The sequence below is a fragment of the Nitratireductor sp. StC3 genome, from assembly GCF_003015025.1.
GTDB lineage: Bacteria > Pseudomonadota > Alphaproteobacteria > Rhizobiales > Rhizobiaceae > Mangrovimarina > Mangrovimarina alexandrii.
This window is the reverse complement of record NZ_PYBP01000010.1, coordinates 1-25,306: the sequence shown is the minus strand read 5'-3', so window position 1 is coordinate 25,306 and position 25,306 is coordinate 1. Positions and strand designations below refer to the sequence as shown.

General features: G+C 65.8%; 24 protein-coding genes, 1 other RNA gene and 1 pseudogene. 14 read left to right on the top strand and 12 right to left on the bottom strand.

Translation table 11 applies throughout. The annotated features are described in order from the left end of the window. Positions 1-34: 34 nt before the first annotated feature. A complete protein-coding gene (gene def, locus C7T96_RS18400; RefSeq protein WP_106572723.1) occupies positions 35-565 on the bottom strand; it encodes a peptide deformylase in 531 nt (176 codons plus the stop codon). A gap of 101 nt (positions 566-666) precedes the next feature. On the opposite strand from def, the gene rmuC reads away from it, so the two are divergent. From rmuC to C7T96_RS18385, 3 genes are read left to right on the top strand one after another with little or no spacing between them, the layout of a single operon-like run. After that, the gene (gene rmuC, locus C7T96_RS18395) at positions 667-1,920 is read left to right on the top strand and encodes a DNA recombination protein RmuC (RefSeq protein ID WP_106572722.1); all 1,254 of its coding nucleotides are present in this window, start codon (positions 667-669) and stop codon (positions 1,918-1,920) included. 57 nt (positions 1,921-1,977) lie between these two features. Next, on the top strand, positions 1,978-2,583 hold the full coding sequence (recR, locus tag C7T96_RS18390; RefSeq protein WP_106572721.1) for a recombination mediator RecR: 606 nt from the start codon (positions 1,978-1,980) through the stop codon (positions 2,581-2,583). Between the two features lie 25 nt (positions 2,584-2,608). Continuing rightward, positions 2,609-3,838, top strand: a complete 1,230-nt coding sequence (locus tag C7T96_RS18385; RefSeq protein ID WP_106572882.1) for a lytic murein transglycosylase — start codon at positions 2,609-2,611, stop codon at positions 3,836-3,838. Positions 3,839-3,940: 102 nt separating this feature from the next. Here C7T96_RS18385 and C7T96_RS18380 read toward each other — a convergent pair whose 3' ends face one another. From C7T96_RS18380 to ffs, 5 genes are all read right to left on the bottom strand, one after another. After that, complete coding sequence (locus C7T96_RS18380) at positions 3,941-4,786, bottom strand: arylamine N-acetyltransferase (protein WP_245414173.1); 846 nt, start codon at positions 4,784-4,786, stop codon at positions 3,941-3,943. A gap of 32 nt (positions 4,787-4,818) precedes the next feature. Further along, positions 4,819-5,820 carry an LLM class flavin-dependent oxidoreductase gene (locus C7T96_RS18375; protein ID WP_106572720.1) on the bottom strand — a complete coding sequence of 334 codons (1,002 nt, stop codon included), beginning with the start codon at positions 5,818-5,820 and terminating at the stop codon, positions 4,819-4,821. An 88-nt stretch (positions 5,821-5,908) separates the two neighbouring features. Continuing rightward, positions 5,909-6,232 carry a YbaB/EbfC family nucleoid-associated protein gene (locus tag C7T96_RS18370; protein ID WP_106572719.1) on the bottom strand — a complete coding sequence of 108 codons (324 nt, stop codon included), beginning with the start codon at positions 6,230-6,232 and terminating at the stop codon, positions 5,909-5,911. A 16-nt stretch (positions 6,233-6,248) separates the two neighbouring features. Beyond that, the gene (locus tag C7T96_RS18365) at positions 6,249-8,108 is read right to left on the bottom strand and encodes a DNA polymerase III subunit gamma/tau (protein WP_280951742.1); all 1,860 of its coding nucleotides are present in this window, start codon (positions 8,106-8,108) and stop codon (positions 6,249-6,251) included. Positions 8,109-8,191: 83 nt separating this feature from the next. After that, positions 8,192-8,289, bottom strand: an RNA gene (gene ffs / locus C7T96_RS18360) — signal recognition particle sRNA small type. Positions 8,290-8,528: 239 nt separating this feature from the next. Here ffs and C7T96_RS18355 point away from each other — a divergent pair. Both C7T96_RS18355 and nudC read left to right on the top strand, forming a co-directional pair. Beyond that, positions 8,529-8,948: an HIT family protein gene (locus tag C7T96_RS18355; protein WP_106572717.1), complete on the top strand. Its 420-nt coding sequence runs from the start codon at positions 8,529-8,531 to the stop codon at positions 8,946-8,948. Between the two features lie 33 nt (positions 8,949-8,981). After that, positions 8,982-9,926 carry an NAD(+) diphosphatase gene (gene nudC / locus C7T96_RS18350; protein WP_106572880.1) on the top strand — a complete coding sequence of 315 codons (945 nt, stop codon included), beginning with the start codon at positions 8,982-8,984 and terminating at the stop codon, positions 9,924-9,926. 65 nt (positions 9,927-9,991) lie between these two features. Here the strand turns inward: nudC and C7T96_RS18345 are convergent, their stop codons facing one another. After that, positions 9,992-10,858, bottom strand: a complete 867-nt coding sequence (locus C7T96_RS18345) for a prephenate dehydratase (RefSeq protein WP_106572716.1) — start codon at positions 10,856-10,858, stop codon at positions 9,992-9,994. 4 nt (positions 10,859-10,862) lie between these two features. After that, positions 10,863-11,600, bottom strand: a complete 738-nt coding sequence (locus C7T96_RS18340) for a 3-deoxy-manno-octulosonate cytidylyltransferase (RefSeq protein ID WP_106572715.1) — start codon at positions 11,598-11,600, stop codon at positions 10,863-10,865. 165 nt (positions 11,601-11,765) lie between these two features. Between C7T96_RS18340 and C7T96_RS18335 the strand changes: the two genes are divergently transcribed. The 8 genes from C7T96_RS18335 (at position 11,766) to C7T96_RS24090 (ending at position 21,570) form a co-directional block, all read left to right on the top strand. Then, positions 11,766-12,536, top strand: a complete 771-nt coding sequence (locus tag C7T96_RS18335) for a cytochrome c family protein (protein WP_106572714.1) — start codon at positions 11,766-11,768, stop codon at positions 12,534-12,536. 179 nt (positions 12,537-12,715) lie between these two features. Then, a complete protein-coding gene (locus tag C7T96_RS18330; protein ID WP_245414172.1) occupies positions 12,716-14,554 on the top strand; it encodes an extracellular solute-binding protein in 1,839 nt (612 codons plus the stop codon). Positions 14,555-14,567: 13 nt separating this feature from the next. Continuing rightward, complete coding sequence (locus tag C7T96_RS18325; protein WP_106572712.1) at positions 14,568-16,439, top strand: extracellular solute-binding protein; 1,872 nt, start codon at positions 14,568-14,570, stop codon at positions 16,437-16,439. 39 nt (positions 16,440-16,478) lie between these two features. After that, positions 16,479-17,570, top strand: coding sequence for a microcin C ABC transporter permease YejB (locus C7T96_RS18320; protein WP_106572711.1), 1,092 nt, complete (start codon positions 16,479-16,481; stop codon positions 17,568-17,570). Beyond that, positions 17,570-18,721: an ABC transporter permease gene (locus tag C7T96_RS18315; protein WP_106572710.1), complete on the top strand. Its 1,152-nt coding sequence runs from the start codon at positions 17,570-17,572 to the stop codon at positions 18,719-18,721. Before C7T96_RS18320 ends, C7T96_RS18315 begins: the two co-directional genes overlap by 1 nt. Beyond that, positions 18,718-20,346, top strand: coding sequence for an ABC transporter ATP-binding protein (locus C7T96_RS18310; protein ID WP_106572709.1), 1,629 nt, complete (start codon positions 18,718-18,720; stop codon positions 20,344-20,346). The genes C7T96_RS18315 and C7T96_RS18310 overlap by 4 nt, the downstream gene beginning before the upstream one ends. Positions 20,347-20,372: 26 nt before the next feature. Then, entirely contained in the window at positions 20,373-21,323 is a 951-nt protein-coding gene (locus C7T96_RS18305) for a glyoxylate/hydroxypyruvate reductase A (RefSeq protein WP_106572708.1), read from the top strand. Positions 21,324-21,432: 109 nt separating this feature from the next. Next, positions 21,433-21,570, top strand: coding sequence for a hypothetical protein (locus C7T96_RS24090; RefSeq protein ID WP_158264414.1), 138 nt, complete (start codon positions 21,433-21,435; stop codon positions 21,568-21,570). A gap of 27 nt (positions 21,571-21,597) precedes the next feature. Here the strand turns inward: C7T96_RS24090 and C7T96_RS18300 are convergent, their stop codons facing one another. The 3 genes from C7T96_RS18300 to C7T96_RS18290 form a co-directional block, all read right to left on the bottom strand. Next, positions 21,598-22,455, bottom strand: coding sequence for an NlpC/P60 family protein (locus tag C7T96_RS18300; RefSeq protein ID WP_106572707.1), 858 nt, complete (start codon positions 22,453-22,455; stop codon positions 21,598-21,600). After that, entirely contained in the window at positions 22,452-22,802 is a 351-nt protein-coding gene (locus tag C7T96_RS18295) for a MarR family transcriptional regulator (RefSeq protein WP_106572706.1), read from the bottom strand. Before C7T96_RS18295 ends, C7T96_RS18300 begins: the two co-directional genes overlap by 4 nt. A 73-nt stretch (positions 22,803-22,875) precedes the next feature. Beyond that, positions 22,876-24,252: a leucyl aminopeptidase family protein gene (locus C7T96_RS18290; RefSeq protein WP_106572705.1), complete on the bottom strand. Its 1,377-nt coding sequence runs from the start codon at positions 24,250-24,252 to the stop codon at positions 22,876-22,878. Positions 24,253-24,372: 120 nt separating this feature from the next. Here C7T96_RS18290 and C7T96_RS18285 point away from each other — a divergent pair, with 120 nt between their 5' ends. After that, positions 24,373-25,188: a tetratricopeptide repeat protein gene (locus tag C7T96_RS18285; RefSeq protein ID WP_106572704.1), complete on the top strand. Its 816-nt coding sequence runs from the start codon at positions 24,373-24,375 to the stop codon at positions 25,186-25,188. A gap of 16 nt (positions 25,189-25,204) precedes the next feature. On the opposite strand, the pseudogene C7T96_RS18280 reads toward C7T96_RS18285, so the two are convergent. Then, positions 25,205-25,306, bottom strand: a pseudogene (locus tag C7T96_RS18280) (IS5/IS1182 family transposase); the annotation flags it as partial.

Below are 25,306 nucleotides of genomic sequence, written 5' to 3'. Positions count from 1 at the left end.
CTTCAAACGGGTTGGCGCGGCAAGATCAAGCTGCCTACCCCGCCATCCGCGACGGCGGCTTGTCCCGAGCGATCTTTTTGAACTTCTTGACCACCATGTCGCGCTTCAGCCTGGACAGATGGTCGATGAACAGAACGCCGTTGAGATGGTCGATCTCGTGTTGAAGACAGGTCGCAAGCAGCCCGTCAGCATCGACCTGACGCTTGTTGCCGTCGATGTCGACATAGTCCACGGTCACCGCAGCCGGCCGCTCGACCTCGGCGTAATAGTCGGGAATCGACAAACAGCCTTCCTCGTAGACCGAGCGCTCGTCGACCGAGGCGACGATTTCGGGATTGATGAAGATCTGCGGCGCGCGCGGCTCGTCCTCCTTGGACAGGTCGATGACGAGCAGGCGCAGCGGCTCGCCGACCTGGATCGCCGCCAGGCCGATGCCCGGCGCCTCGTACATCGTCTCCAGCATGTCGTCGGCAAGCGCCCGGACAGTCTCGTCCACCCGCTCCACGGGCTTGGAAACCTGGCGCAGGACGGGATCGGGCAGGAAAACGAGCGGCTTGATCGACATGGTCTTCAGGTAATCGGTGGTCGTGTGAGCGTCAACTCCATCTTAGCCAATGTTCCTGTTTTGATCTTATGCGACGCAAACGAATCGACTAGGATGGCGGGATGGACCCGATCACGCCGCTCCTGTCCCAGCCACTGTTTCTGCTCGGCGAGGCCACGTTGACCGTCGCGCACGCGCTGCTGGCCGGCGCGGGATTGATCCTGGTCCTGATCGTTCTGCTGATCGTGGCGCTGATGCGTGCGGCGCGAACGCGGGCAAGAGCTGCGGCGGACGCGGCCGCGGCAGCCCGCGAGGCGGAGGCGCGCATGGCCGAGATCACGCGCGCGCAATCGGAAATGCAGGGCCGGATGGCGACCATCGCCGAGGTGTTCGGGTCCAGGCAGGGCGAACTCAACAAGGCGATCTCCGAACGGCTCGACACGATGACCGGCCGGCTCGGCCAGTCGATGAGCCAGCAGGCCCGCGCCACGCACGAAAGCCTGGCCAAGCTGCAGGAGCGGCTGGCCGTGATCGACACCGCCCAGGGCAATATCCAGTCTCTGGCCGGCCAGGTCGTGCAATTGCAGCAGATCCTGGCCAACAAGCAGACGCGCGGCGCGTTCGGCCAGTCGCGCATGGAGGCGATCGTGGCCGACGGACTGCCGTCGGGCGCCTATGAATTCCAGGCGACGCTGTCGAACGGCAACCGGCCGGACTGTCTGGTCAAGATGCCGAACGGCGCGCCGTCGCTGGTGATCGACGCCAAATTCCCGCTGGAATCGTGGAATGCGATCCGCGCGGCCGGAGAAACCGAAAGCCCGGAGGCCGAAAAACAGGCCGCGCAAGCCTTCCGCCGCGACATCGACGTGCATATCAAGGCGATTTCCGAACGCTATCTGATCCAGGGCGAGACCCAGGACACGGCCTTCATGTTCGTGCCGTCGGAATCGATCTTCGCCGAGATCCACGAAAATTTCGAGGCGCTGGTGCAGCGCGCCCACCGCGCTCGCATCGTGATCGTGTCGCCGTCGCTGCTGATGCTGTCGATCCAGGTCATCCAGGCGGTGCTGAAGGATGCGCGCATGCGCGAGCAGGCGCATCTGATCCAGGGCGAGGTGGCGCGGCTGATGCTGGATGTGGGGCGGCTCGACGAACGGGTGCGCAAACTGCAGACGCATTTCTCACAAGCCAATCGCGATCTCGACCTGATCCTGACCTCGACGGAGAAGGTGACCAGGCGCGGCGAGAAGATCGAGGCGCTGGAACTGGGCGCGGGCGACGGCGGGGCGGCGGAGGCCGACGGCAGCAGCCCGCCCAAGATGGCCGAATCCAAGACCGGCTCGCTGCGGCTGCGCGTGGTCGACGGCGACGATTGAACGCTTTTGCCGCGCTCGGCGCTTCAATCGCGGCCGGATTGCACGTAGACATGCGCCATGTCGAAGCGAATCGCCGGCCCCGAAATCGAACGCCTGATCCAGTTGCTGGCCAAGGTGCCCGGCCTCGGCCCGCGCTCGGCGCGGCGCGCCGCCCTTCACCTGATCAAGAAGAAGGAGCAGCTTCTGGAGCCGCTGGCGGCGGCCATGGCAGAGGCGGTCGACACGGTGCGCATCTGTTCGACCTGCGGCAATGTCGATACCAGCGACCCGTGCACGGTGTGCACCGACGCGCGCCGCGACCCGGCAACGCTGATCGTGGTCGAGGACGTCGCCGATCTTTGGGCACTGGAGCGCGCCGGCGCGATCAACGCGCGCTACCATGTGCTCGGCGGCACGCTGTCGCCGCTCGACGGCGTCGGCCCCGAGGATCTCAATATCAAGGCGCTGGTGGACCGCGTCGCGGGCGGCGAGATCGGCGAACTGATCCTGGCCGTCAACGCCACGGTGGAAGGCCAGACGACCGCGCACTACATCACCGACCAGCTGGACGGGCTCGGGGTCAAGGTGACGCGGCTTGCCCACGGCGTGCCGGTCGGCGGCGAGCTCGACTATCTCGACGAGGGAACGCTCGCGGCGGCGCTGAAGTCGAGAACCACATTTTGACGCATTGTTTGCCCAGGAAACCGACATGACACGCCTGCGCCGCCTTGCCATCCTCGCCGCCGCGCTGCTTCTGGCGACAGTGCCGGCGGGCGCGTCCTCGCTCGAAAAACAGTTCCGCGCCTGGCTCGACGCCGATCTGTGGCCGGCCGCCAAGGCCAACGGCGTGTCGCGCGCCACCTTCGAGGCCGCCTTTGCCGGCGTCTCGCCCAATCTCGACCTGCCCGATCTCGTCCTGCCCGGCAAGAAGGCGCCTGTGGCGCAGCATCAGGCCGAATTCCGCTCGCCGGCCGCCTATTTCAACGAAAACACCGTGCGCGGCGTCACCGCCGGCGGGCGGGCACGGCTCAAGCGGCATCGCGGCACGCTCGCGGCGATCGAAAAGCGCCACGGCGTGCCGGCCGGAATCATTCTTGCGATCTGGGGCCGCGAATCCGGCTTCGGCCGGGCAAAGATCCCGCACGACGCGTTCCAGGTTCTGGCCACCAAGGCGTTCCTGTCGACGCGCAAGGAGATGTTCCGCACCGAGGTGCTGGCCGCGCTCGTTCTGGCCGACCGCAACCAGATCAACCCGCGCAGCATGAAATCGTCCTGGGCCGGCGCGCTCGGCCAGCCGCAATTCCTGCCGAGCTCCTATCTGAAATTCGCCGCCGACGGCGACGGCGACGGGCGCGCCGATATCTGGAATTCCGAGCCCGATACGCTGGCCTCGATCGCGCGCTATCTCGACGCGCACGGATGGGTGCGGGGGCGCGACTGGGGGTTCGAGGTGACGGTGCCGCGGGACGTGTCCTGCGCCCTCGAGGGACCGGACCGCGGCCGGCGGATCGCCGACTGGGCGGCGATGGGCATCAAGCGCGTCGGCGGCAAACCGTTTCCCGCCCACGAGCTCACCGGCGAGGGCTATCTGATGATGCCGGCCGGCCGCTTCGGCCCCGCCTTCATCGTCACGCCCAATTTCTACGTGCTGAAACAGTATAATGAGAGCGACGTCTACGCGCTATTCGTCGGCCATGCCGGCGACCGCATCGCCTATGGCGACCGCCGCTTTGCCGGCGGCTGGACGGCGATCGACCGGCTGAACCGGGCTGACATCGCCGCGATGCAGCGCGGGCTGGAACGGCTCGGCCACGATGTCGGCGGCGCCGACGGGCTGGCCGGTTTCAAGACGCGCCGCTCGATCGGGGCCTGGCAGACGAAAAACGGCCGCGCGCCGACCTGCTTTCCCGATTCCGGGCTGGTGCGGGCGCTGCGCTGAGCCAGGGCGTTCTGCCTGTTACGGAACCGCAGACCGACTCCACCTTACTATTTCGACGCTTTTTTGAGCGGCGAACCGCTGTCCGCTTCGCCTGGAAACGCCCTAAGCGTCTTTCAGGATGCCGGTTGCCTTGACGCGCGCGGCAAAACCGGCCCGGTCGGGGACTTCGACGCCGAAATCGGTTCGGAACGTTTCGACGAAATCGTCAATCGATTCCAGCCGGCGCTGGCGGACGGCGCCGTCGTGCCCGCGGAAGGTCAGGCGGTCGTTCGACAGGGTAAAACGCCCGTCGCGCGTCGGCCGGGCCGCCATGATCGTCCAGGTGAAATGCGATTGGGGATGGGTCGCCATATAATAGCTGGAGACCCGGTAGTCGATCGGCTGCTGCCGCTGCAGGTCGAAATGGTAGACGGGACGCCAGTCGCCGTCGACCGCGGCCTGCAGGCGGAAATGATCGCCACCATCGACGATGCGGTAGTCCTCGTGCGGGGTCGACTGGACCACGCCCGCGGCAAGGCGCAACGGCGCGGTCAGGGTCATACGGCCGAAGCCGACATCGGCAAGCCAGGTCTCGCCGTCGAGCGCGATGCGCAAAAGCATATGCGCGCGCGGGATCGCGGTTTCGTCCGGCTGGCCCCACATCACCCGGGCGGCGAGCCCCGTCACCTGGAAGCCGAGCGCGGAAAGCACCTGCCAGAACAGAAGGTTGTGCTCGAAACAATAACCGCCGCGCCTTGAGCGGACGAGCTTGTCCTGCACAGAAGCCAGATCCAGCTTCACCGGCCGGCCGAGCAGCGGATCGAGATTTTCGAAAGCGATCGCCTGGGGATGCAGACAATGAAGCTGCCGCAGCACCGCCAACGTCGCCGCGCGCTCGCCGCGATAGTCGATACGCCGGAAATAGGCGTCGAGATCGAGCCCGCCGTCCTCCGGAATGCCGGCCGTCACCGTCCCCTCCGTGACGTCGCGCCGCGCATTCCTCAGGCGGCCCGTGCCAGGGCGCGATGGCAATCGGCCAGGATCTCGAAGGAGCGCAGCCGGGCGGCGTGATCGAAGATCTGGCCGGTGACGATCAGCTCGTCGGCGCCGGTGCGGCGCGTGAAATCGGCGATGCCGGCCTTGACCGTCTCCGGCGATCCCACCACCGCGCAGGAGAGCGCCTGGGCGAGCATCGCCCTGGCGGACGGATCGAGCGTGTCTTGGTAATTTTCGACCGGCGGCGGCAGCTTGCCGGCCCGGCCGGAGCGCAGATTGACGAAAGCCTGTTGCTGCGAGGAAAACAAAAGCCGCGCCGCCGCGTCGGTCTCGGCGGCGAACACGCTCATGCCCAGCATGACATAGGGTTTTGCGAGCTGTTCGGACGGCTTGAAGCGTTCGCGATAGATCCGCACGGCGTTTTCCATCTCGGCCGGCGCGAAATGCGAGGCGAAGGCGTAGGGCAGGCCGAGCGCGGCGGCGAGCTGGGCGCCGAACAGGCTGGAGCCCAATATCCAGATCGGCACCTCCAGACCGGCGCCCGGCACCGCCTGCACGCGCTGGCCCGGCTGCGGCGGGCGGAACCAGTCGATCAACTCGACCACGTCCTGCGGGAAGGCGTTGGGATCGGCGTTCAGCCCGCGACGCAGCGCATGGGCGGTCGCCATGTCGGTGCCCGGCGCGCGGCCGAGGCCGAGATCGATGCGACCCGGGTAAAGGGCCGCCAACGTGCCGAAGGCTTCCGCGACCATCAACGGCGCGTGGTTGGGCAGCATGATGCCGCCGGCGCCGACGCGGATGGTGGAGGTCGCGGCCGCGACCTGGCCGATCACCACCGCCGTGGCGGCGCTGGCGATGCCGGGCATGTTGTGGTGCTCGGCCAGCCAGTAGCGACGGTAGCCCCAGCCCTCGGCATGGCGCGCCAGATCGAGCGTGTTGGCCAGCGACCGGGCGACGTCGCTGCCTTCGGCGACGGGCGCCAGGTCGAGAACGGAAATCGGGATCATGGCACGGATATGGGGGCCAGCGCGGGCGGATACCAGGGCGGATCGGGCAAGGACGACCAAGCCACCCCGTGCCCGGCCGGGCGCCGATCTAGAACGGCAGCTTGAAACCGGGCGGGATCGGCAGGCCGGCGGTCAGTTCCTTGGTCTTTTCCTGCATCAACGCCTCGGCCTTGGCCTTGGCGTCATTGTGCGCGGCCAGGATCAGGTCTTCCAGAATCTCGACATCGTCCTCCTTGAACAGGGACGGGTCGATCCTGAGCTGCTTCATCTCGCCCTTGCCAGAAAGCGTGACGTTGACCAAGCCGCCACCCGACTGCCCGGATGCCTCGAGCTCGGCGATCTCCTGCTGCATGGCCTCGAACTTGGCCTGCATTTCCTTGGCCTTGCCCATCAGGCCCATCAGATCCTTCATTGCACTGTCCTCGTGTTCAGCTGTCGTCTTCGTCGGCGTCCGGCGCCGGTTCGACCATGGGTTCGTCCGCCGCGACCGCATCGGGGATGCGCACGTCGATGATGCGGGCGCCGGGAAAACGGGCCAGGATCGCCGCGACCTCGGGGTCTGCGCGCGCATCGAGAATGGCGCTTTCGCGCCGGCTGGCCTCCTTCTCGGCCATCGTGTCGTCGCCGCGTTCGCGCGACAAGGACACGATCCAGCGCCGGCCGGTCCATTGCTGCAGGCGAGAGGTGATGTCGCCCAGCAACGTCTTCGGCGCGTCGTCGGTCAGGCTGACCTCGAGCCGGCCCGGCTCGATCCTGACAGGCCGCACGCAACGTTTGACCAGCACCTTGAAGGCCAGGTCGCGATTGCTGTCGGCCAGCGCGGCGATGTCGGCCAGCGAGGCGATGCGCGGCTCGGGCTGCGCGGTCTCGGCCGGTGCGGGATGGCTTTGGTGCGGCTGAATTGCCGCTTCCGGCGTCGTCGCAGCCAGCCGCATGGTCGCGCCGCCGCCGCCATTGCCCGAGGCGAGCGCAACGGGCGCGGACACCGCGCGCGCGCCGGCGCCCGGCCCCGGCGCGGACGTGCGGCGGGCGGGTCCGCCGGCCGGTGCGGGCTCGGCGCCGTCGTCGGCGCGCTTGAGCACCTCGTCGAGCGTCGGCAGATCGGCGGCATGCGCCATGCGGATCAGCACCATTTCGCCGGCGCTGACCGGGCGGCTGGAGGCCTGCACCTCGGGAATGCCCTTCAGGAGCATCTGCCAGGCCCTGGACAATATCCGCACCGACAGATCCGAGGCCAATTTCGGCCCGCGCACGCGCTCGTCCTCGGTCAGGGCGGCGTCGTCGGCGGCCTCGGGAACGAAACGCAACCGGGTGACGAGATGGGTGAACTCGGCAAGGTCGGTCAACACGGCGGCCGGATCGGCGCCGGCGTCGTACTGAGCGCGGAACTCGGCCAGCGCCGCGGCGATGTCGCCCTGCATAAGTCTCTCGAACAGGTCGATGACGCGGGCGCGGTCGGCCAGGCCCAACATGTCGCGCACCGTCGCCGCCGTCACCGCGCCGGCGCTGTGGGCGATCGCCTGGTCGAAAATCGACAGCGCATCGCGCGCGGAGCCCTCGGCGGCACGGGTGATCATCGCCAGCGCCTCGTCCTCGACGGCGATCTCCTCCTTGGCGGCGATCCCGCGCAGATGCTCCACCAGCACGCCCGCGTCGATGCGGCGCAGATCGAAACGCTGGCAGCGCGACAGGACCGTGATCGGCACCTTGCGGATCTCGGTGGTGGCGAAGATAAACTTCACATGCGGCGGCGGCTCCTCGAGCGTCTTGAGCAGGCCGTTGAAGGCCTGCGTCGACAGCATGTGGACCTCGTCGATGATATAGACCTTGTAACGCGCCGACACGGGGGCGTAGCGGACCTGCTCGATGATTTCGCGGATGTCGTCGATGCCGGTATGCGAGGCGGCGTCCATCTCGATGACGTCGACATGCCGGCCTTCCATGATCGCCTGGCAGTGCTCGCCGGGTTGGGCGAGGTCGATCGAGGGCCGGTCGGCCGCCTCGGTCTTGTAATTGAGGGCGCGGGCCAGAATGCGCGCCGTCGTGGTCTTGCCGACCCCGCGCACCCCCGTCAGCATCCAGGCCTGGGCGATGCGCCCGCTGGCGAATGCGTTGGTCAGCGTGCGCACCATCGGCTCCTGGCCGATCAGATCCTGAAAATCATGCGGCCGGTACTTCCGGGCGAGCACGCGATAGGCACGCTCCCTGCTGTCGCCTGCGCCGGCCTCGCTCATGGCTCGATGTCGCTCCGTCTGACTGCCCGGATCATGGACGCCCGGTCCGCTCAAATCTCGCGCGGCGGGTTGGCGGCGTCAATGCCGCGCCGCGCCGGAACTCGAAATGTCGATTGGCCCTGGAGCGCAACGGTGAGGTGGGAGGCTGGCACGATGACCCGTGCCGTGGCTCGTTAGGGCTGCTTCCTTCCGGACCTGACCCGGTTGGCGAGTGGCTCGTCCACCACCAACCTCCCACGCCCCATATCGTCAATTGCGCGGGCAAATGCAAGGGGCCGCAACATGGCAACGCACGATGACGCGCGGGACCCACGGACGCGCGCGCAATGCGCGCAAACGATGGCGATCCCCCGCCGCCTTGCCTTTCCCAACGCGGTTTTTCACCGGCCGGAGCCAAAAAACCTGCCCATCAAACCGCTTCCATTTGACGATGAACGGTTCTAGCCTTCGGACAACCAGATCGGGGAAACGCCCATGATGCGGGGGCAAGAACACGGTTTCATCCTGGACCGGCGGCTGAATGCGGAGAGCGAGCCGCTGATCTGGCTCGGGCTGTGCGAGTTGCGCGTCATGAACGACCGCCGCTGGCCGTGGCTCGTTCTGGTGCCGCACCGCACCGGCGTCGAAGAGCTGTTCGAGCTGACGCCGCTCGACCTGACCATGCTCACTTTCGAGGTCAACCTGGTCGGTCAGGCGCTGAAGGAGCAAACCGGATGCACCAAGGTCAACGTCGCCGCGCTCGGCAATGTGGTGCGGCAGCTCCACGTCCACATCGTCGCACGCTCGGAAGGCGACCCGAACTGGCCCGGCCCGGTCTGGGGGCATGGCTTGCGCGAACCCTATCGCCGCGAGGATTTGCACCAGTTCGTGGAGTGTATCCGGCAAAGGCTGTAACGGCCCTATACCCCAGAAATGAAAGCTGACCTGATGGGATTTCACTTGTTCGACGCGCCCGAACGCGAGGCGAGCCAGTTTGTCGGCTTCGCCGGCAACGCGATCGACCGGCAGTCGGAAAACCGCAGGGACGACGATGTCGAGACCGCGCTTGCCGATCCCGCCTGCCGCGTGATGGTGATGGGCGGGGGACGCATGCATCTTAAAAAGGCCGGCGAAAGCTTTTCGGCCTGGTACGGCGCCGACGAGGCGCGCGCGCTCGACGCCAAGCTCGCCGATGCGGTCCTGCTTGGATGGGACGCGAACGGGCCGGTGATGGCGGCGCCGGCCGGCCGCGAGGTCGACGATCTTCCCGATACGGTCAAGGCGATCGACTATCGCTCGATCTATATGCAGGGCCTGCTCGACCCGGCCGCGCTCGGCGCGCTGGCGCAGGGCGCGGCGATGCTGGCCTGGCACCACACCCATCGTTTCTGCAGCCGCTGCGGCGCGGGCTCGCAAATGCGCGACGGCGGCTTCAAGCGAACCTGCCCGTCCTGCGGGGCGGAACATTTTCCGCGCACCGACCCGGTCGTCATCATGCTCGCGGTGACGCGCGACGCCTGCCTGCTGGGCCGCAGCCCGCATTTCATGCCGGGCATGTATTCATGCCTGGCCGGCTTCGTGGAGCCCGGAGAGACGATCGAAAACGCGGTGCGCCGCGAAACCTTCGAGGAGGCGGGCATCCGGATCGGCCGCGTCGTCTATCACGCCAGCCAACCCTGGCCGTTCCCGCATTCGCTGATGATCGGCTGCTATGGCGAGGCGATAACCGAGGCGATCGATGCCGACACGACCGAGCTGGAGGACTGCCGCTGGTTCAGCCGCGCCGAAACCCGCCAGATCGTGGCCGGCACGCATCCCGGCGGCGTGCTGGTGCCGCCGAAAATGGCGATCGCGCACCACCTGATCAGCGCCTGGGCGGATGCCGACGGGTAAAGCCCACCCGCGCAGCGGGCGCCGATAGGCAGCGGCATAACGACTTGCGCCGGCCGCCGCCAGCTTCAGTCGTCCTCGCTCTGGGTGGCGCGGAAGGGATGGGCCTCGTAGACGCCGAGAATGCGCACCTCGCGCGAGAAGAACTGCAGCTCCTCAAGCGCCAGTGCCACATTGCGGTCGTCGGGGTGGCCCTCGACATCGGCGTAAAACAGCGTCGAAAAGAACTTGCCGCCGAGCTGGTAGCTCTCCAGCTTGGTCATGTTGACGCCGTTGGTGGCAAACCCGCCCATCGCCTTGTAGAGCGAGGCTGGCAGGTTGCGCACGCGGAAGATGAAGGTGGTCATCATCGTGGTGTCGGGCCTTGTGCGCTCGGCCCAGCGCTTGGTCTTCGACAGCACGACGAAACGCGTCACGTTGCTGTCTGTGTCCTCGACGTTCTCGGCGACGACCTTGAGCCCGTAAAGCTCGGCTGCCAACCTGGGCGCCAGCGCGGCACAGGTAGGATCGCCCTCCTCGGCGACGAGCCGCGCCGCGCCGGCGGTGTCGCCGGCGACCACGGATTTCCACCGGTGGCGGCGGATCACCTTGCGGCACTGGCCCAGCGCGTGAATATGGCTGTAGACGGCCTTGATGTCGTCGATGTCGGCCGAAGGCAGCGTCATCAGCTGGAAATGAATCGGCAAAAAATACTCGCCGACAATATGCAGCCGCGATTCCGGCAGCAGATAGTGAATGTCGGCGACGCGGCCGGCGATGGTGTTTTCGATCGGGATCATCGCCAGGTCGGCCTTACCGGTCTCGACCGCGTTGAAGGCGTCCTCGAACGTCGCGCAGGGCAACACCTCCATCTCGGGAAACATGTTGCGGCAGGCGGTGTCGGAATTCGCGCCCGGCTCGCCCTGAAAGGCGATCTTGTTGGTCTTGGACGACATGCGGTCAGTTTCCTCGGATAGCGAGCGCCGCACGGGCGCGTTCGAGATCGGCGGGGGTGTCGACGCCGAGCGGCACGGCGTCGACGATGCGGGCATCGATGCGCATGCCGGCTTCGAGCGCGCGCAACTGTTCCAGTTTCTCGCGCCGCTCCAGCGGCGAGGGGGCAAGTGCGACGAAACGTTCCAGAGCGGCGCGCCGGTAAGCATAGATGCCGACATGATGGTAGAGCGGCCCCGTGCCCCACGGGGCGGTGGCGCGGGTGAAATAGAGCGCCCGCAACGTCGCCGGCGCCGTCGGCGAACCGACGATCTTGACGACGTTGGGATTGGTCTTTTCGTCTTCCGCGACGATTTCCACGCCGAGCGTGGCGATATCGACCTCGGCCCGGCGCAACGGCTCCAGCACGGCCGCGACATCGGCGGGATCGATCGTGGGCAGGTCGCCCTGAAGATTGATCACGGTTTCGACCTCGCCCGCCGAATCAAGCGTTTGCAGGGCCTCGAAGATACGGTCCGATCCCGATTCGTGATGGCTGCCGGTCAACACCGCCTCGTGGCCATGAGCGCGCACGCTGCTGCAGATCTCGTCGCTGTCGGCGGCCACGACAACGCGGCCGAGCCCGCTTTCAACCGCCCGCGCCGCGACATGGGCGATCATCGGCTTGCCGGCAATATCGGCGAGCGGCTTTCCCGGCAGGCGGGTGGAGCCCATGCGGGCTGGTATGAGAATGACAATCGACATCTGGGGCGGGAAAAGTGGCAAAACGTCTCACATGGAATAGGTCTTATATGTGTTGCAAGGCCGTAGCAAAAGACCTAGACCCGTTCCGCGCAACTTGGCCGGTTTCAGCCGGTGCGGACCGTATGCGGTGGCAGGCGGTCGCGGATTTCAGGAGCCTCGGTTCACATGGATTCATTCGAACTCAACAAACTGCTCGGCGGGCTGCTCGGCGCGGCTTTTGTGGTGTTCACCATAGGCATCGTATCGGACTCGATCTTTGCCAGCCCCACGCCGGAGAATGCCGGCTACGCGATCGAGGTGGCCGAAGAGGAAGGCGGCGGTGGCGGCCCCGCTGTTCCGGAAATCGAGCCGATCGCCGTGCGCCTGGCTTCCGCCGATGCGGGCGCGGGCGAGAACGTGTACAAGAAATGCGCGGCCTGCCACACGGTCGACAATGGCGGCGCCAACAAGGTTGGTCCCAATCTATGGGACATCGTCAACCGACCGATCGCCACGCATGAGGGCTTTTCCTATTCCGGCGCGATGCAGGAGTTCGCCCAGGACGGCACGGTCGTGTGGGACTACCAGCATCTGGACGATTTCCTGGCCTCGCCGAAAGGCCTGGTTAAAGGCACCGCGATGGGCTTCGCCGGCATCAAGAAGCCGGACGAGCGCGCCGACCTGATCGCCTATCTGCACACGCTGTCGGACAGCCCGGCGCCATTGCCGGAAGTGCCGACGGAGGAAGAGGCCGCCCAGGCGGACGACGCCACCGCGGGCGACCAGCCGGCTGCCGAAACCGACGCGGCCCCCGCCGATGACGCTGCCGAAAGCGGCGGGGAAGCCGAAAAGCCGGCCGCAGAGACCGACGCGGAACCGGCTGCCGAGCAAGAGGCCGCTCCCGCCGACGACGCCGCGGACACTGGCGAGGAGGCCGAAAAGCCGGCCGCCGAATGACCAAATTGTAATCTCAATTCCACGAAAAAGCCGGGTTCACCCCGGCTTTTTTTGTTAGCCTGTGCCAGAAACAGCGGATGCGGTTTCACCGCGGCACGCGGCGGACCAGCCGAGCCGGCAAGATCGAAGGGAGTGAGATGAGGCGTTTTTCGATATTCGCAAGCATGTGTCTGGGAGCCATGCTGCTGACGCCGCCGGCCGAACATGCCCGCGCGGCCGACGGGCAGTGGCATACCACGACCTCGCTGATCGGGACCTCCAAATATCTCGACGACTTTCCCCATTACGACTACGTCAATCCCGACGCGCCGAAGGGCGGCACGCTGAATTCGGTTACGGCCGGCACGTTCGACAGTTTCAACCCGTTCATCGTGCGCGGCACGCCGGCGGCCGGGCTGAATTTTTTCGGCGGTCTGTTGTGGGACACGCTGATGCAGCAATCGACCGACGAGCCGGGCACGAGCCACCCGCTGATCGCTGAAGCCTACAAATATCCCGACGACTATTCGTCGGCCACCTATCGGCTCAACCCGCAAGCCAAATGGCACGACGGCACACCGATCACCGCCGACGACGTGGTGTGGACCTTCGGCGTGCTGAAAGAAAACAGCCCCAATTTCAATCGCTACTTCTCCAGCGTGACCGAAGCCAAGGCGCTTTCGGAACGCGAGATCGAATTCTCCTTCGACCAGACCGGCAATCGCGAATTGCCGCATATTCTGGGCGACATGCCGGTTCTGCCCAAACAATGGTGGGACGGTGTCGACGCCAAGGGCAACAAGCGCGACGTCACCCAACCGACGCTGGAACCGCCGCTCGGCTCGAGCGCCTACCGGATCGAGAGCTTCCGGCCCGGAGCGGAAATCGTGTGGCGGCGCGTCGAGGATTATTGGGCGGCGGATCTGCCGGTGAATGTCGGACGCAACAATTTCGACCGGCGCAAATATATCTATATCCAGGATCAGAATGCCGAATGGCAGGCCTTCACCAAAGGCGGGCTCGAGGACATCAGGCCGGAAAATAGCTCGAGACGCTGGACGGTGGAATACGACTTTCCCGCCTTCAAGGCCGGCGACGTCATCAAGCGCGAATTTCCAACCTCGAGCAACGAACCGATGCAGGGTTTCGTGCTCAATCTGCGGCGGCCGCAATTCCAGGACCGCAAGGTGCGCCAGGCGCTGACCATCGCGCTCGATTTCGAGAGCATGAACCGCAACCTCTTCTACGGCCAGAACACACGCACCGACAGCTATTTCGAAGGCGGCGAACTGGCCTCGTCCGGCCTGCCCGAGGGGCGCGAACTGGCCATTCTCGAAGAATTCCGAGACCAGTTGCCGCCGGAAGTCTTCACCGAGGAATTCACCCTGCCGGTCTATGACAGCCCACAGGCGGAGCGCACCCATCTGCGCAGCGCCGTCAAGCTTTTTGCCGAGGCGGGCTGGGTGATCAAGGGCGGCAAGCTGGTCAGCGAGGCGAGCGGAGAGCAGTTCAGAATAGAATTTCTAGGCCGCAGCCCGACCGACGAGGTGATCACCGGTTCCTATATCGCCACGCTGCGCAAGCTCGGCATCGACGCCACGCTTCGGATCGTCGATACCTCGCAATATATCAACCGGCTGCGCGGCTTCGAATTCGATTCGCTCACCGGACAATTCGCCCAGTCCCTGTCGCCCGGCAACGAACAGCGCGAATTCTGGGGCTCGACGGCGGCCGACCAGCCCGGCTCGCGCAACCTTCCCGGCATCAAGGACCCGGTGGTGGACGCGCTGGTGGAAAAGGTGATCTACGCCAAGGATCGCGCGGAACTGGTGGCGGCGACCCATGCGCTCGACAGGGTATTGCTGTGGAATTTCTACGTCGTGCCGCAGTGGCACCGCTCGGTGCTCTGGCTCGCCTACTGGAACAAGTTCGGCATTCCCGACGAGCAGCCGTCCTATATCGGCGCCGATATCGATTCATGGTGGATCGATCCGGAGAAGGCGGCGGCCCTTGCCGGAAAAACGAGCGGCCAGAACTGAGCCGGGCCCAGCCATGACAAACACCTTGCCCCGCCGCGATTTCCTGGCCCTGGCCGGCGCCGCGCTTGGCCTTGCCCACTTGCCCGGTGCGGCGCTGGCCGCGCCACCGACGGGCCGCAGCCTGCACGGGCTGTCGGCCTTCGGCGATCTCAAATACGCGCCCGACTTCACCCATTTCGACTATGCGAGCCCGGACGCACCGGCGGGCGGCACGTTCAATTTCGCGCCGCCGAACTGGGGGTTCAATCAGAACGTTTTGACCTTCAACACGCTGAACAGTTTCGTGTCGCGCGGCGACGCGCCGCCGCGCATGGAACTGTGTTTCGACGCGTTGATGACGCGTGCGCTCGACGAGCCCGACGCGCTCTACGGGCTGGTTGCGGAAACCGTGTCGATCTCGGACGATCGCAACAGCTTCACCTTCGCGCTGCGGCCGCAGGCCCGCTTTCACGACGGCAGCCCGCTGACCGCGCACGACGTCGCCTTCAGCTACAATCTGTTCAAGGAAAAAGGCCATCCGAGCCTACTGTTGCCGCTGACGCACATGCGCGAGGCCGTCGCGGTCGACGACCACACCTTCCGCATCAGTTTTTCCGGCGACCAGTCGGCGCGCACCATTCTGGGCGTATCGGTATTTCCGATCGTCTCGCGGACCTTTTACGAGACGCATCCGTTCGACAGTTCCGAACTCAGGCCGCCGCTCGGCTCGGGCGCCTACAAGGTCGGCCGGTTCGAGCCGGGGCGCTGGATCGAATATGACCGGGTCGAGGATTACTGGGCGCGCGAGCTGCCGGTCGCCAAGGGACTCGGCCATTTCGGCCGCATCCGCATCGAGTTCTATCAGGAGCGCCAGGCCGGGTTCGAAGCCTTCAAGAAGGGCGAGGTAACCTACCGGCAGGAATTCACCTCGCGGGTGTGGGCGACCGGTTACGACTTTCCCGCCGTCGAGGACGGCAAGGTGGTCAAGCGCGAATTTCCATCCGAATTGCGCCCGTCGATGCAGGCGTGGGCGCTCAACCAGCGACGCGAGCGATTTAGCGACCGCCGCGTGCGCGAGGCGGTCGGACTGTGCTTCGATTTCGAGTGGACGCGCCGCAACCTTTTCTACGGCGCCTATGAACGCTCGCACTCGACCTTCGAGCGTTCCGACTACAAGGCCACCGGCCTGCCCTCGCCCGCCGAGCGCATGATCCTGGAACGGTTTCGCGGGCAGATTCCGGAGGCGGCGTTCGGCGAGGCGGTGACGCCGCCGGTCTCCGACGGGTCGGGGCGCGACCGAAAACTGCTTTCCCGCGCGGCGCGGCTGCTGGCGGAAGCCGGCTGGACGCGCGACGGCACGCTGGTGCGCAACGACAAGGGCGAAACGCTCGCGCTGGAAATCCTGGTGCGCGACCAGGTTTTCGTGCGGGTCGATTCGCCCTTTGTCGAGAACATGAAGGCGGTCGGCATCGACGCCTCGATCCGCCTGGTCGACGCGACGCAGTACCAGGCGCGCCAGCTCGATTTCGATTTCGACATGCTGGGCATCGCCGCCTCCTTCACCGCCACGCCGACGGGCGACGAGCTGACGCATTATTTCCATTCGCGCTCGGCCAGGCTGCCCGGCTCGCGCAATCTGGCCGGAACGGCCGACCCCGCGGTCGATGCGCTGATCGCGCTTGCCGAAGAAGCCGGCGACCGCGAAAGCTTCACCGTGGTCATGCGCGCGCTCGACCGGGTCTTGCGCGCGCGGCACGACTGGATTCCAAATTGGCATGCGGCGAATCACCGGGCCGCCTTTTGGGACATGTTCGGTTTCAAGCAGCCGAAACCCGATTACGGCTTCCCGGTCGAGACATTGTGGTGGGTCGATCCTGACAAGGCAGAGGCAATTGGGAAATCCTAGACGCTCCGACATGAAGGCGGGTTGCGGGGCGGCGGACTGATGGGAGCCTATATCCTCAGACGCCTGCTTTTGATGATCCCGACCCTGTTCGGGATCATGGCGATCTCGTTTACCGTCATCCAGTTCGCGCCAGGCGGACCGGTCGAGCAGGTGATCGCGCGCATCACCGGCCAGGGCGGCGACGCGGCCGACCGCATTTCGGGCGGCGGCGGCGATTCGGGCGTGCAGGACTTCGATGCCGGCGATTCCAAATATCGCGGCGCGCAGGGCCTCGACCCCGAATTCATCAAGCAGCTCGAGGTGCAGTTCGGCTTCGACAAACCGCCGCTCGAGCGTTTTTTCAAGATGCTGTGGGACTATGCCCGGTTCGATTTCGGCGAGAGTTTCTTCCGCGACATCACGGTCTTGGACCTGATCCTGGAAAAAATGCCGGTTTCGATCTCGCTCGGCCTGTGGATCACGCTGATTTCCTACCTGATCTCGATTCCACTCGGCATTCGCAAGGCGGTCAAGGACGGGTCCAGCTTCGACATATGGACCAGCGGCATCGTCATTGTGGGCTATGCCATTCCCGGCTTCCTGTTCGCCATCCTCCTGATGGTGCTTTTCGCCGGCGGCTCGTTCTACGATTGGTTCCCGCTGCGCGGCCTGGTCTCCGACAATTGGCACGAATTGTCGTGGCCGGAACGCATCGTCGACTATTTCTGGCACCTGACCCTGCCACTGACAGCGATGGTGCTGTCGGCCTTCGCGACCAACACGTTGCTGACCAAGAACTCCTTCCTCGACGAAATCCGCAAGCAATATGTCGTCACCGCGCGCGCCAAGGGGCTGACCGAACGCCAGGTGCTTTACGGTCACGTGTTCCGCAACGCGATGCTGATCATCATCGCCGGCTTCCCGGCCGCCTTCATCTCGGCCTTCTTCACAGGCTCGCTGCTGATCGAGAACATCTTTTCGCTCGACGGGCTCGGCCTTCTGGGCTTCCGCTCGGTGCTCGACCGCGACTACCCGGTAGTGTTCGCCAATCTGTTCATCTTTTCCCTGATCGGCCTCGTCGTCGGGCTGATTTCGGACCTGGTCTACACCTGGATCGATCCGCGCATCGATTTCGAGCGGAGGGACGTGTGATGCAGCGTGCCGTCACCGCTCCCGACGCCCCGCCGGCCAAGGCCGCCCCACGCCGTGGCTGGCTGTCGCCGCTCAACCAGCGCCGCTGGCAGAATTTCAAGGCGAACCGCCGCGGCTACTGGTCGTTGTGGATTTTCCTAGTGCTGTTCGTCCTGTCGCTGTTCGCCGAGTTCATCGCCAACGACAAGCCGGTGCTGGCCTCCTACAAGGGCGAGATCCTGTTTCCGGTGCTTGTCGACTATCCGGAGGAAAAATTCGGCGGCTTCCTGGCAGTGACCGACTATCGCGACCCGGTGATCTTCGAGGAGATCGAGGCCAATGGCTGGCTGATCTGGCCGCCCATCCGCTATTCCTACCGCACGGTCAACAACGAGATTCCCGAAGCCGCGCCCGCCAAGCCGTCCTGGCTCTACGACCGCGAGACGCGCTGCGCGCGCTATCCGCAGGGTGCCGACGACCCGAGCTGCACGCTCGGCAACTGGAACTGGCTGGGCACGGACGACCAGACCCGCGACGTGCTGGCGCGGGCGATCTACGGCTTCCGCATCTCGGTGCTTTTCGGCCTGGCGCTGACGCTGTGCTCGGCGGTGATCGGCGTATCGGCCGGCGCCGTACAAGGTTATTTCGGCGGCTGGACCGACCTGTTGTTCCAGCGCTTCATCGAGATCTGGTCGTCGATCCCGGTGCTCTACCTGATCCTGATCATCGCCGCCGTCCTGCCGCCGGGCTTCTTCATCCTGCTGGCGATCATGCTGCTTTTTTCGTGGGTCGGGTTCGTCGGCGTGGTGCGGGCGGAGTTCTTGCGGGCGCGGAATTTCGAATATGTCAACGCCGCCCGCGCGCTCGGCGTGCCCAACCGCACGATCATGTTCCGCCATCTCTTGCCCAACGCGATGGTGGCGACGCTGACCTTTCTGCCGTTCATCCTCAACGGCTCGATCACCACGCTGACCTCGCTCGACTTTCTCGGCTTCGGCCTGCCGCCGGGTTCGGCTTCTTTGGGGGAACTCCTCAAACAGGGTCAGCAGAACCTCAACGCGCCCTGGCTCGGCATTACCGGCTTCGTGGTGATCTCGCTGATGCTGTCGCTCTTGATCTTCATCGGCGAGGCGACCCGCGATGCCTTCGACCCCCGGAAGACGTTCAAATGAGCGCGCCCCTTATTTCCGTTCGCGATCTTTCCGTCGCCTTCTCGCAGGACGAGAAGCAAAGCCTCGCTGTCGACCACGTGTCGTTCGACATCGGCCGCGGCGAGACGGTCGCGCTGGTGGGCGAATCCGGCTCGGGAAAGTCGGTGACGGCGCTGTCGGTGCTGAAACTCCTGCCCTATCCGGCCGCCAGCCATCCGTCCGGCGAAATCCTGTTCGACGGCCAGGACCTGCTCGGCGCGAAGGAACAGGCGCTGCGCAAGATCCGCGGGCGCGACATCACCATGATTTTCCAGGAGCCGATGACCTCGCTCAACCCGCTGCACAGTATCGAGCAGCAGGTCGGCGAGGTGCTGAAACTGCATCAGGGCATGAGCGACACCGCAGCGCGCGCACGCACGCTGGCGCTGCTCGAGGAGGTCGGAATCCGCGAGCCGGAAAAACGGCTCGGCGCCTATCCGCACCAACTGTCCGGCGGTCAGCGCCAGCGCGTGATGATCGCCATGGCGCTCGCCAACGAACCGCAATTGCTGATCGCCGACGAGCCCACCACCGCGCTCGACGTCACCGTGCAGGCGCAGATCCTGGAGCTTCTCGACGAGCTGAAACGCAAGAACGGCATGTCGATGCTGTTCATCACCCACGACCTCGGCATCGTGCGGCGCATCGCCGACCGCGTCTGCGTGATGACCAAGGGCAGGATCGTCGAAGCCGGGCCGACGCAAGAGATCTTCGACAATCCGCAACACGACTATACCAGGCACCTTCTGGCCGCCGAGCCGAAGGGCGAGCCGCCGCCGGCCGACGCGGCCGCCCGACAGGTGATGACCGGCGACGCCATCCGGGTCTGGTTTCCGATCAAGAAGGGTTTCATGCGCCGTACCGTCGACCACGTGAAGGCGGTCGACGGCGTCGACATCACGCTGCGTGCCGGGCAGACCGTGGGCGTGGTCGGGGAATCGGGCTCGGGCAAGACGACGCTAGGGCTGGCGCTGTGCCGGATGATCGCCTCGCAAGGCGGCATCCGCTTCGGCGAACGCGCCATCGATGCCCTGTCGTTCAAGGAGATGCGGCCGCTGCGCCGCGAACTGCAGATCGTGTTCCAAGACCCGTTCGGCTCGCTCAGCCCGCGCATGTCGGTGGCCGAGATCATCGAGGAGGGGCTTGCCATCCACGAAAAGGCGCTGTCGGCGGACGAACGCGACCGGCGCGTGGTGGCGGTTCTGGACGAGGTCGGGCTCGATCCGCAGACCCGCTTCCGCTATCCGCACGAATTTTCGGGCGGCCAGCGCCAGCGCATCGCGATCGCACGCGCCATGGTGCTGAAGCCGAAATTCGTCATGCTCGACGAACCGACCTCCGCGCTCGACATGAGCGTGCAGGCACAGGTGGTCGACCTGCTGCGCGACCTGCAGAAACGCCACGACCTGGCCTATCTGTTCATCAGCCACGATCTGAAGGTGGTGCGCGCGCTCGCCAACGAGGTGATCGTGATGCGCAACGGCAAGATCGTGGAGGCCGGACCGGCCGAGCGGATATTCCGGGCGCCGCAATCGGACTATACGCGGGCGTTGCTCGCCGCCGCCTTCGACATCACCGCCGCGCCGGAGGGCGTGGTCAGCCAGTAGTTTTCAGGCGCAAGACCGCACACACTATGCAAGCTCCCGTCAAAGGCCGCGTTCTCCTGTCCGTCGCCGGGTTCGACCCGCAGCACTGGCGCAAGAGGCTGTCGGCGGGCCGCGAGGTGGTGCTGGACCGCGAACGTCCGGTCGACACGTCGATCCACTATGCCGTGGTGTGGAACCGGCACCCCGGGCTGCTCGTCGGCCTGCCCAATCTCAAGGCGGTTTTCTCGGGCGGCGCCGGGGTCGACCATTTGTTCGCCGACCCGGATCTGCCGGACGTGCCGATCGTGCGCGTGGTGGCCGACAACCTGACGCAATATATGACAGAATACGTGGTGTGGCGCGTGCTCGACCATCACCGCCAAGGCTTTCTCTACCGCGCGCAGCAAAGGCGCAAGGCCTGGATCGAGCCGCCGCAGCCGGCGGCGAACAGGGTTTCGGTCGGCATTATGGGGATGGGCGAACTCGGTCGCGCGGCTGCCCGGGCGCTGCTTACGCTCGGCTTCCGGGTCAATGGCTGGAGCCGGAGCGGCGCCCCGGTCGAGGGCGTCGACGTCTATGGCGGCTCGGCGGGTCTCGACGCCTTTCTGGGCGCAACGGACATTCTGGTCGTGCTTTTGCCGCTGACGCCGGCAACGACGGGCATAGTCGACCACGTGCTGTTGTCGAAGCTGCGGCGCGACAACGCGCTCGGCGGGGCCGTACTGATCAATGCCGGGCGCGGGCTTCTGCAAAACAGCGCTGATATCCTGCGCGCCCTCGACGACGGCGTGCTGAAGGAAGCGAGCCTCGACGTGTTCGAGAGCGAACCGCTGCCGGAAACGAGCCGGTTGTGGACGCACGAGCGCGTGTTCGTCACCCCGCATGCGGCCGCGGCCTCCGATCCCGACCATCTGGCGACCTTTATGCTGGAACAGATGGATGCCTGCGACCGGGGCGAGCCCCTGCGCAATCTCGTCGATCGTAAGGCCGGCTATTGATCCCGCGCCGGGCCTGGCGCCACCGGTTTCCAATAACAACAACCGATTTGAACCTTCTCCGGCATCGCCGCGACCAAGCGGCAGAGGACACGGGACCGGAGAAGAGATCATGGCCGGCATCGCTCACTATGCCAGGCTCGCCCTGGTTGCCGTCGCGCTCGCGGCGTTTTTCGTTCAGCTTGGCGTCGCGACGCGGGCGCCCTCGCCGTTCGTTATTGGCGAACAGACACCGGACTGGGGACGCTGACGGCGCGCCCGCACGGAAAAATCACGCTCAGGGCCGCCGCAGAACGGTCGGCGCGCCGAACAGCCGCGCTATCCGGGCAATGGCCGCTGCAAGCGGCTCGCGCGCGACCGTCATCGTATTGCCGTTGGCATGAATGACCTCGCCGGGCGCGGTGACGATCGCGACATGGCCCTTCCAAAACACCAGATCGCCCCGGCGCACGGCCTGGAAGTCCGGCCCAGGATCGAGCGGTGCGCCGATCGCTTCCTGCATGTCGGAATCGCGCAGCACGATCGTGCCGGCCATCCTCATGGCGAGTTGGACCAGGCCGGAGCAATCGAGACCGAAACCGGACGTGCCGCCCCACAGATAGGGCGCATGCTCGAACTGCTCGGCGACGGCGACATAGTCCGGCGCAACCCAGCCGACGGGCCGCAGGTGATCGGCAAACACGGCTTCGCCGTCAGCGGTGATCGCGAAACGGCTGCCGCGGGTTTCGGCCGTGCCGGTCACGGCAAGCCGGGTGCCGATCGACAGCGCGGCGATGCGCGGTGATTTCATGTCGGGCACGCCATAGACGAAGGTGCGCGGCACGATCACGACATGGGTCGCTGCAGTACCGGGTTCGGCCAGAGAGGCGGCTTCGACATAACCGACATAACCGTCCTCACGCGCCTGGACCCAGGCGAGCCCGTCGCGTTCGTCGAACAGGTCGACGTCGGCGCCGCGCAGCAACTGGGAATTGACGCCCGAAGCGCGATCGGGCCCGACCAGCAAGTCAACAACAGGGCTCGCGATCCGCCTGGCACGCGGCGACACGAAGCGCGGCGCTGCGACCCGGCCTTGCAAACGCGTGTCGGCGAGATCCTCGCGATAGGCGTGAAGCCTGCGATCCAGAACCGTCACAGCGGCAACTCCCGTCCCTGTTCGATGATCACGTCGCCGAGGCGCTCGACATAGAGCGCGCCCTTGACCGTACGCTTGATCAGCACATTGCGCTTGTCGTTGTCGTCGCGGTGCCGGCTGACGAGGCCGAGCGCGCCCATGGTGTCGAGTGCACGCGTGATGACCGGCTTGGTCACGGCAAGTCTGGCGGCAAGCCCGCGCACGGTATGTGGCGGCGGATCGAGATAGATCGTCAAGAGAATGGCGGTCTGGCGCATGCTCAGATCCGGCCGATCGTCCAGCACCTCGGCCAGCGATACGTGCTGCCACAGCCTCAATGCCTGGCTCGGACGCAAGGATACGGACATGTCTTCCTTGATTCACAAGGCTTGTTTCGGGTCCGTTTCATTCAACCCCGAAATGTTGCCCGAGGCAAGCCAGTCACGCCGGATAGCGCGCCGCCAACAGGCTCTCAAGCGCGCGGATCGCCTGCGCCTCGCCGCCGGCTACGCCATGCGGCCGGTCGGTCGGGCTCCAGGCGAAGATGTCGAAATGCGCCCACGTGGCAGCACGTTCGACGAAGCGCTTCAAAAAAAGCGCGGCGGTGATCGAGCCGGCAAAGCCGTCGGTGGTGACGTTGTTGACGTCGGCGACCTTGGAGGAAAGTCCGGCATCGTAAGGCGCCCACAGCGGCATGCGCCACACCGGATCGCAGACACGCCCGGCCTCGGCGGCCAGCGCGACGGCGAAGGCGTCGTCGTCGGTGTAGAAGGGCGGCAGGTCCGGCCCAAGAGCGACGCGCGCCGCTCCGGTCAGGGTCGCCATGTCGATCAAAAGCTGCGGCGCCTCCTCGTCGGCCAGCGCCAGCGCGTCGGCGAGCACCAGGCGGCCTTCGGCGTCGGTATTGCCGATCTCCACCGTCGGTCCCTTGCGGCTTTTCAAAACGTCGCCGGGGCGGAAGGCGTCACCGGCAATCGCATTCTCGACCGCCGGCACCAAAACGCGTAGGCGCAGCTTCAGGCCCGCCGCCATGATCATCGAAGCGAGGCCGAGCACATTGGCAGCCCCGCCCATGTCCTTTTTCATCAGGCGCATGCCGCTTGCCGGCTTGATGTCGAGCCCACCGGTGTCGAAGCAGACCCCCTTGCCGACCAGGGTGACGCGCGGCGCATCCTGCGGTCCCCAAACGAGATCGATCAGCCGCGGCGCCTGGGCGGCCGCGCGACCGACGGCGTGGATCATCGGAAAATTCTGTTCGAGCAGCGCCTCGCCAGCGATCACCGACACGGCAGCGCCGTGCCGGGCGGCGAGACCGCGCACCGCCTGCTCGAGCGCATCGGGGCCGAGATCGTTGGTCGGGGTATTGACCAGGTCGCGGGCCATGAACACACCGGCGGCAATACGCTCAAGACGGTCGACATCGACGTCTTGCGGCGCGACGAAGCGCAAATCGTCGCCCTGCTTCTTGCCGTAGCGGGTGAAGCGATAGCCGCCGAGCAAAAGGCCGAGCGCGGCATTGTCCGGCTCGTCCAGCGAACCGGCGAAAAACCAGTCGCCCGGCGGCAAGTGTCGCGCCAGCCTTCCGGTGGCGAGCGGCGAAAACCCCTCCCGCGTCGCGGACCACCCTAAAAGCGCGCCGGCGAGGCGCCCGGTCTCGTCGGGGTAGCACAGCAATTCGCCAACCTTGCCGGAAAACCCGTTCGCTCCGGCCCAGGCGCGCGCGGCCGCGTCGAGCCCGGCCGCGTCGAGCCCGGCCTTGGTGACGAGATGGACCGGTCGGGCGGTAGCGGGTTTTTCGGCGATCAGTTCGACGGGCATCGGGCACTTATCCTTACGGGAGGCTGGCGTCCTTAACCAACCGTTAGGGTTAACGGAATATTTCTGCCTCCAGATGGCCGCACCATCAAACCCATGATGCAGCGAAGCGGAGACGAGCGCATGTTGACCAATCGCGACGCGAACGCAACCGCAAGGCGCTGGCGCCGCGCCGCCCTCGCCATTGCGTTGGCCGCCAGTGTCGCGGGCTGCGCCAATTCGCGCCTGACGACCGGCTCGATCGACCGCGGCAATTCGCGCCCCGTCGAGCAGATGTCCCCGCAGGAATTGCAGCAAGCCGCGGTTTCGCTGGGCCGCGCCTTCACCAAGGCACCCACCGACAAGCGCGTGGCGATACGCTATGCCAACGTGCTGCAGATGACCGGCAAGACGGACCAGTCGCTGGCGGTGATGCGCAAGCTGGCGATCGCGCACCCCAAGGACCGCTCGGTGCTTGCCGCCTACGGCAAGGCCCTGGCGGCGGCCGGCGAATTCGAGACCGCGCTCGATGCGATCCGCCGCGCGCAGACGCCGGAATATCCGGACTGGAAACTGTTTTCGGCCGAAGCGGCGATCCTCGACCAGCTCGGCAATTCCGCGCAAGCGCGCACGCTCTATCGCAAGGCACTGGACCTGAAACCCGACGAGCCGTCGATCCTGTCCAATCTGGGCATGTCCTATGTGTTGGAAGGCGACCTGAGAACGGCCGAAACCTATTTGCGCCAGGCCGTCGCGGCATCCGGCGCCGACAGCCGGGTGCGGCAGAACCTGGCCCTGGTGGTCGGCCTGCAAGGCCGGTTCGGCGAGGCCGAGAAACTGGCGCGCCAGGAATTGTCGCCCAAGCAGGCGGAAGCCAACGTCGCCTATTTGCGCTCGATGCTTGCCCAGCAGAACGCCTGGAACGAAATCAAGAAGGAAGACAAGAAGGCGACCAACTAGGCTCAGGACTCATTGATCAAAGCCAGAAGATGACGGTGGCTGCGATGCAGATGGCGGAGAAGAAGGTGTGGGCACACCGGTCATAGCGTGTTGCGATACGCCGCCAGTCCTTGAGTTT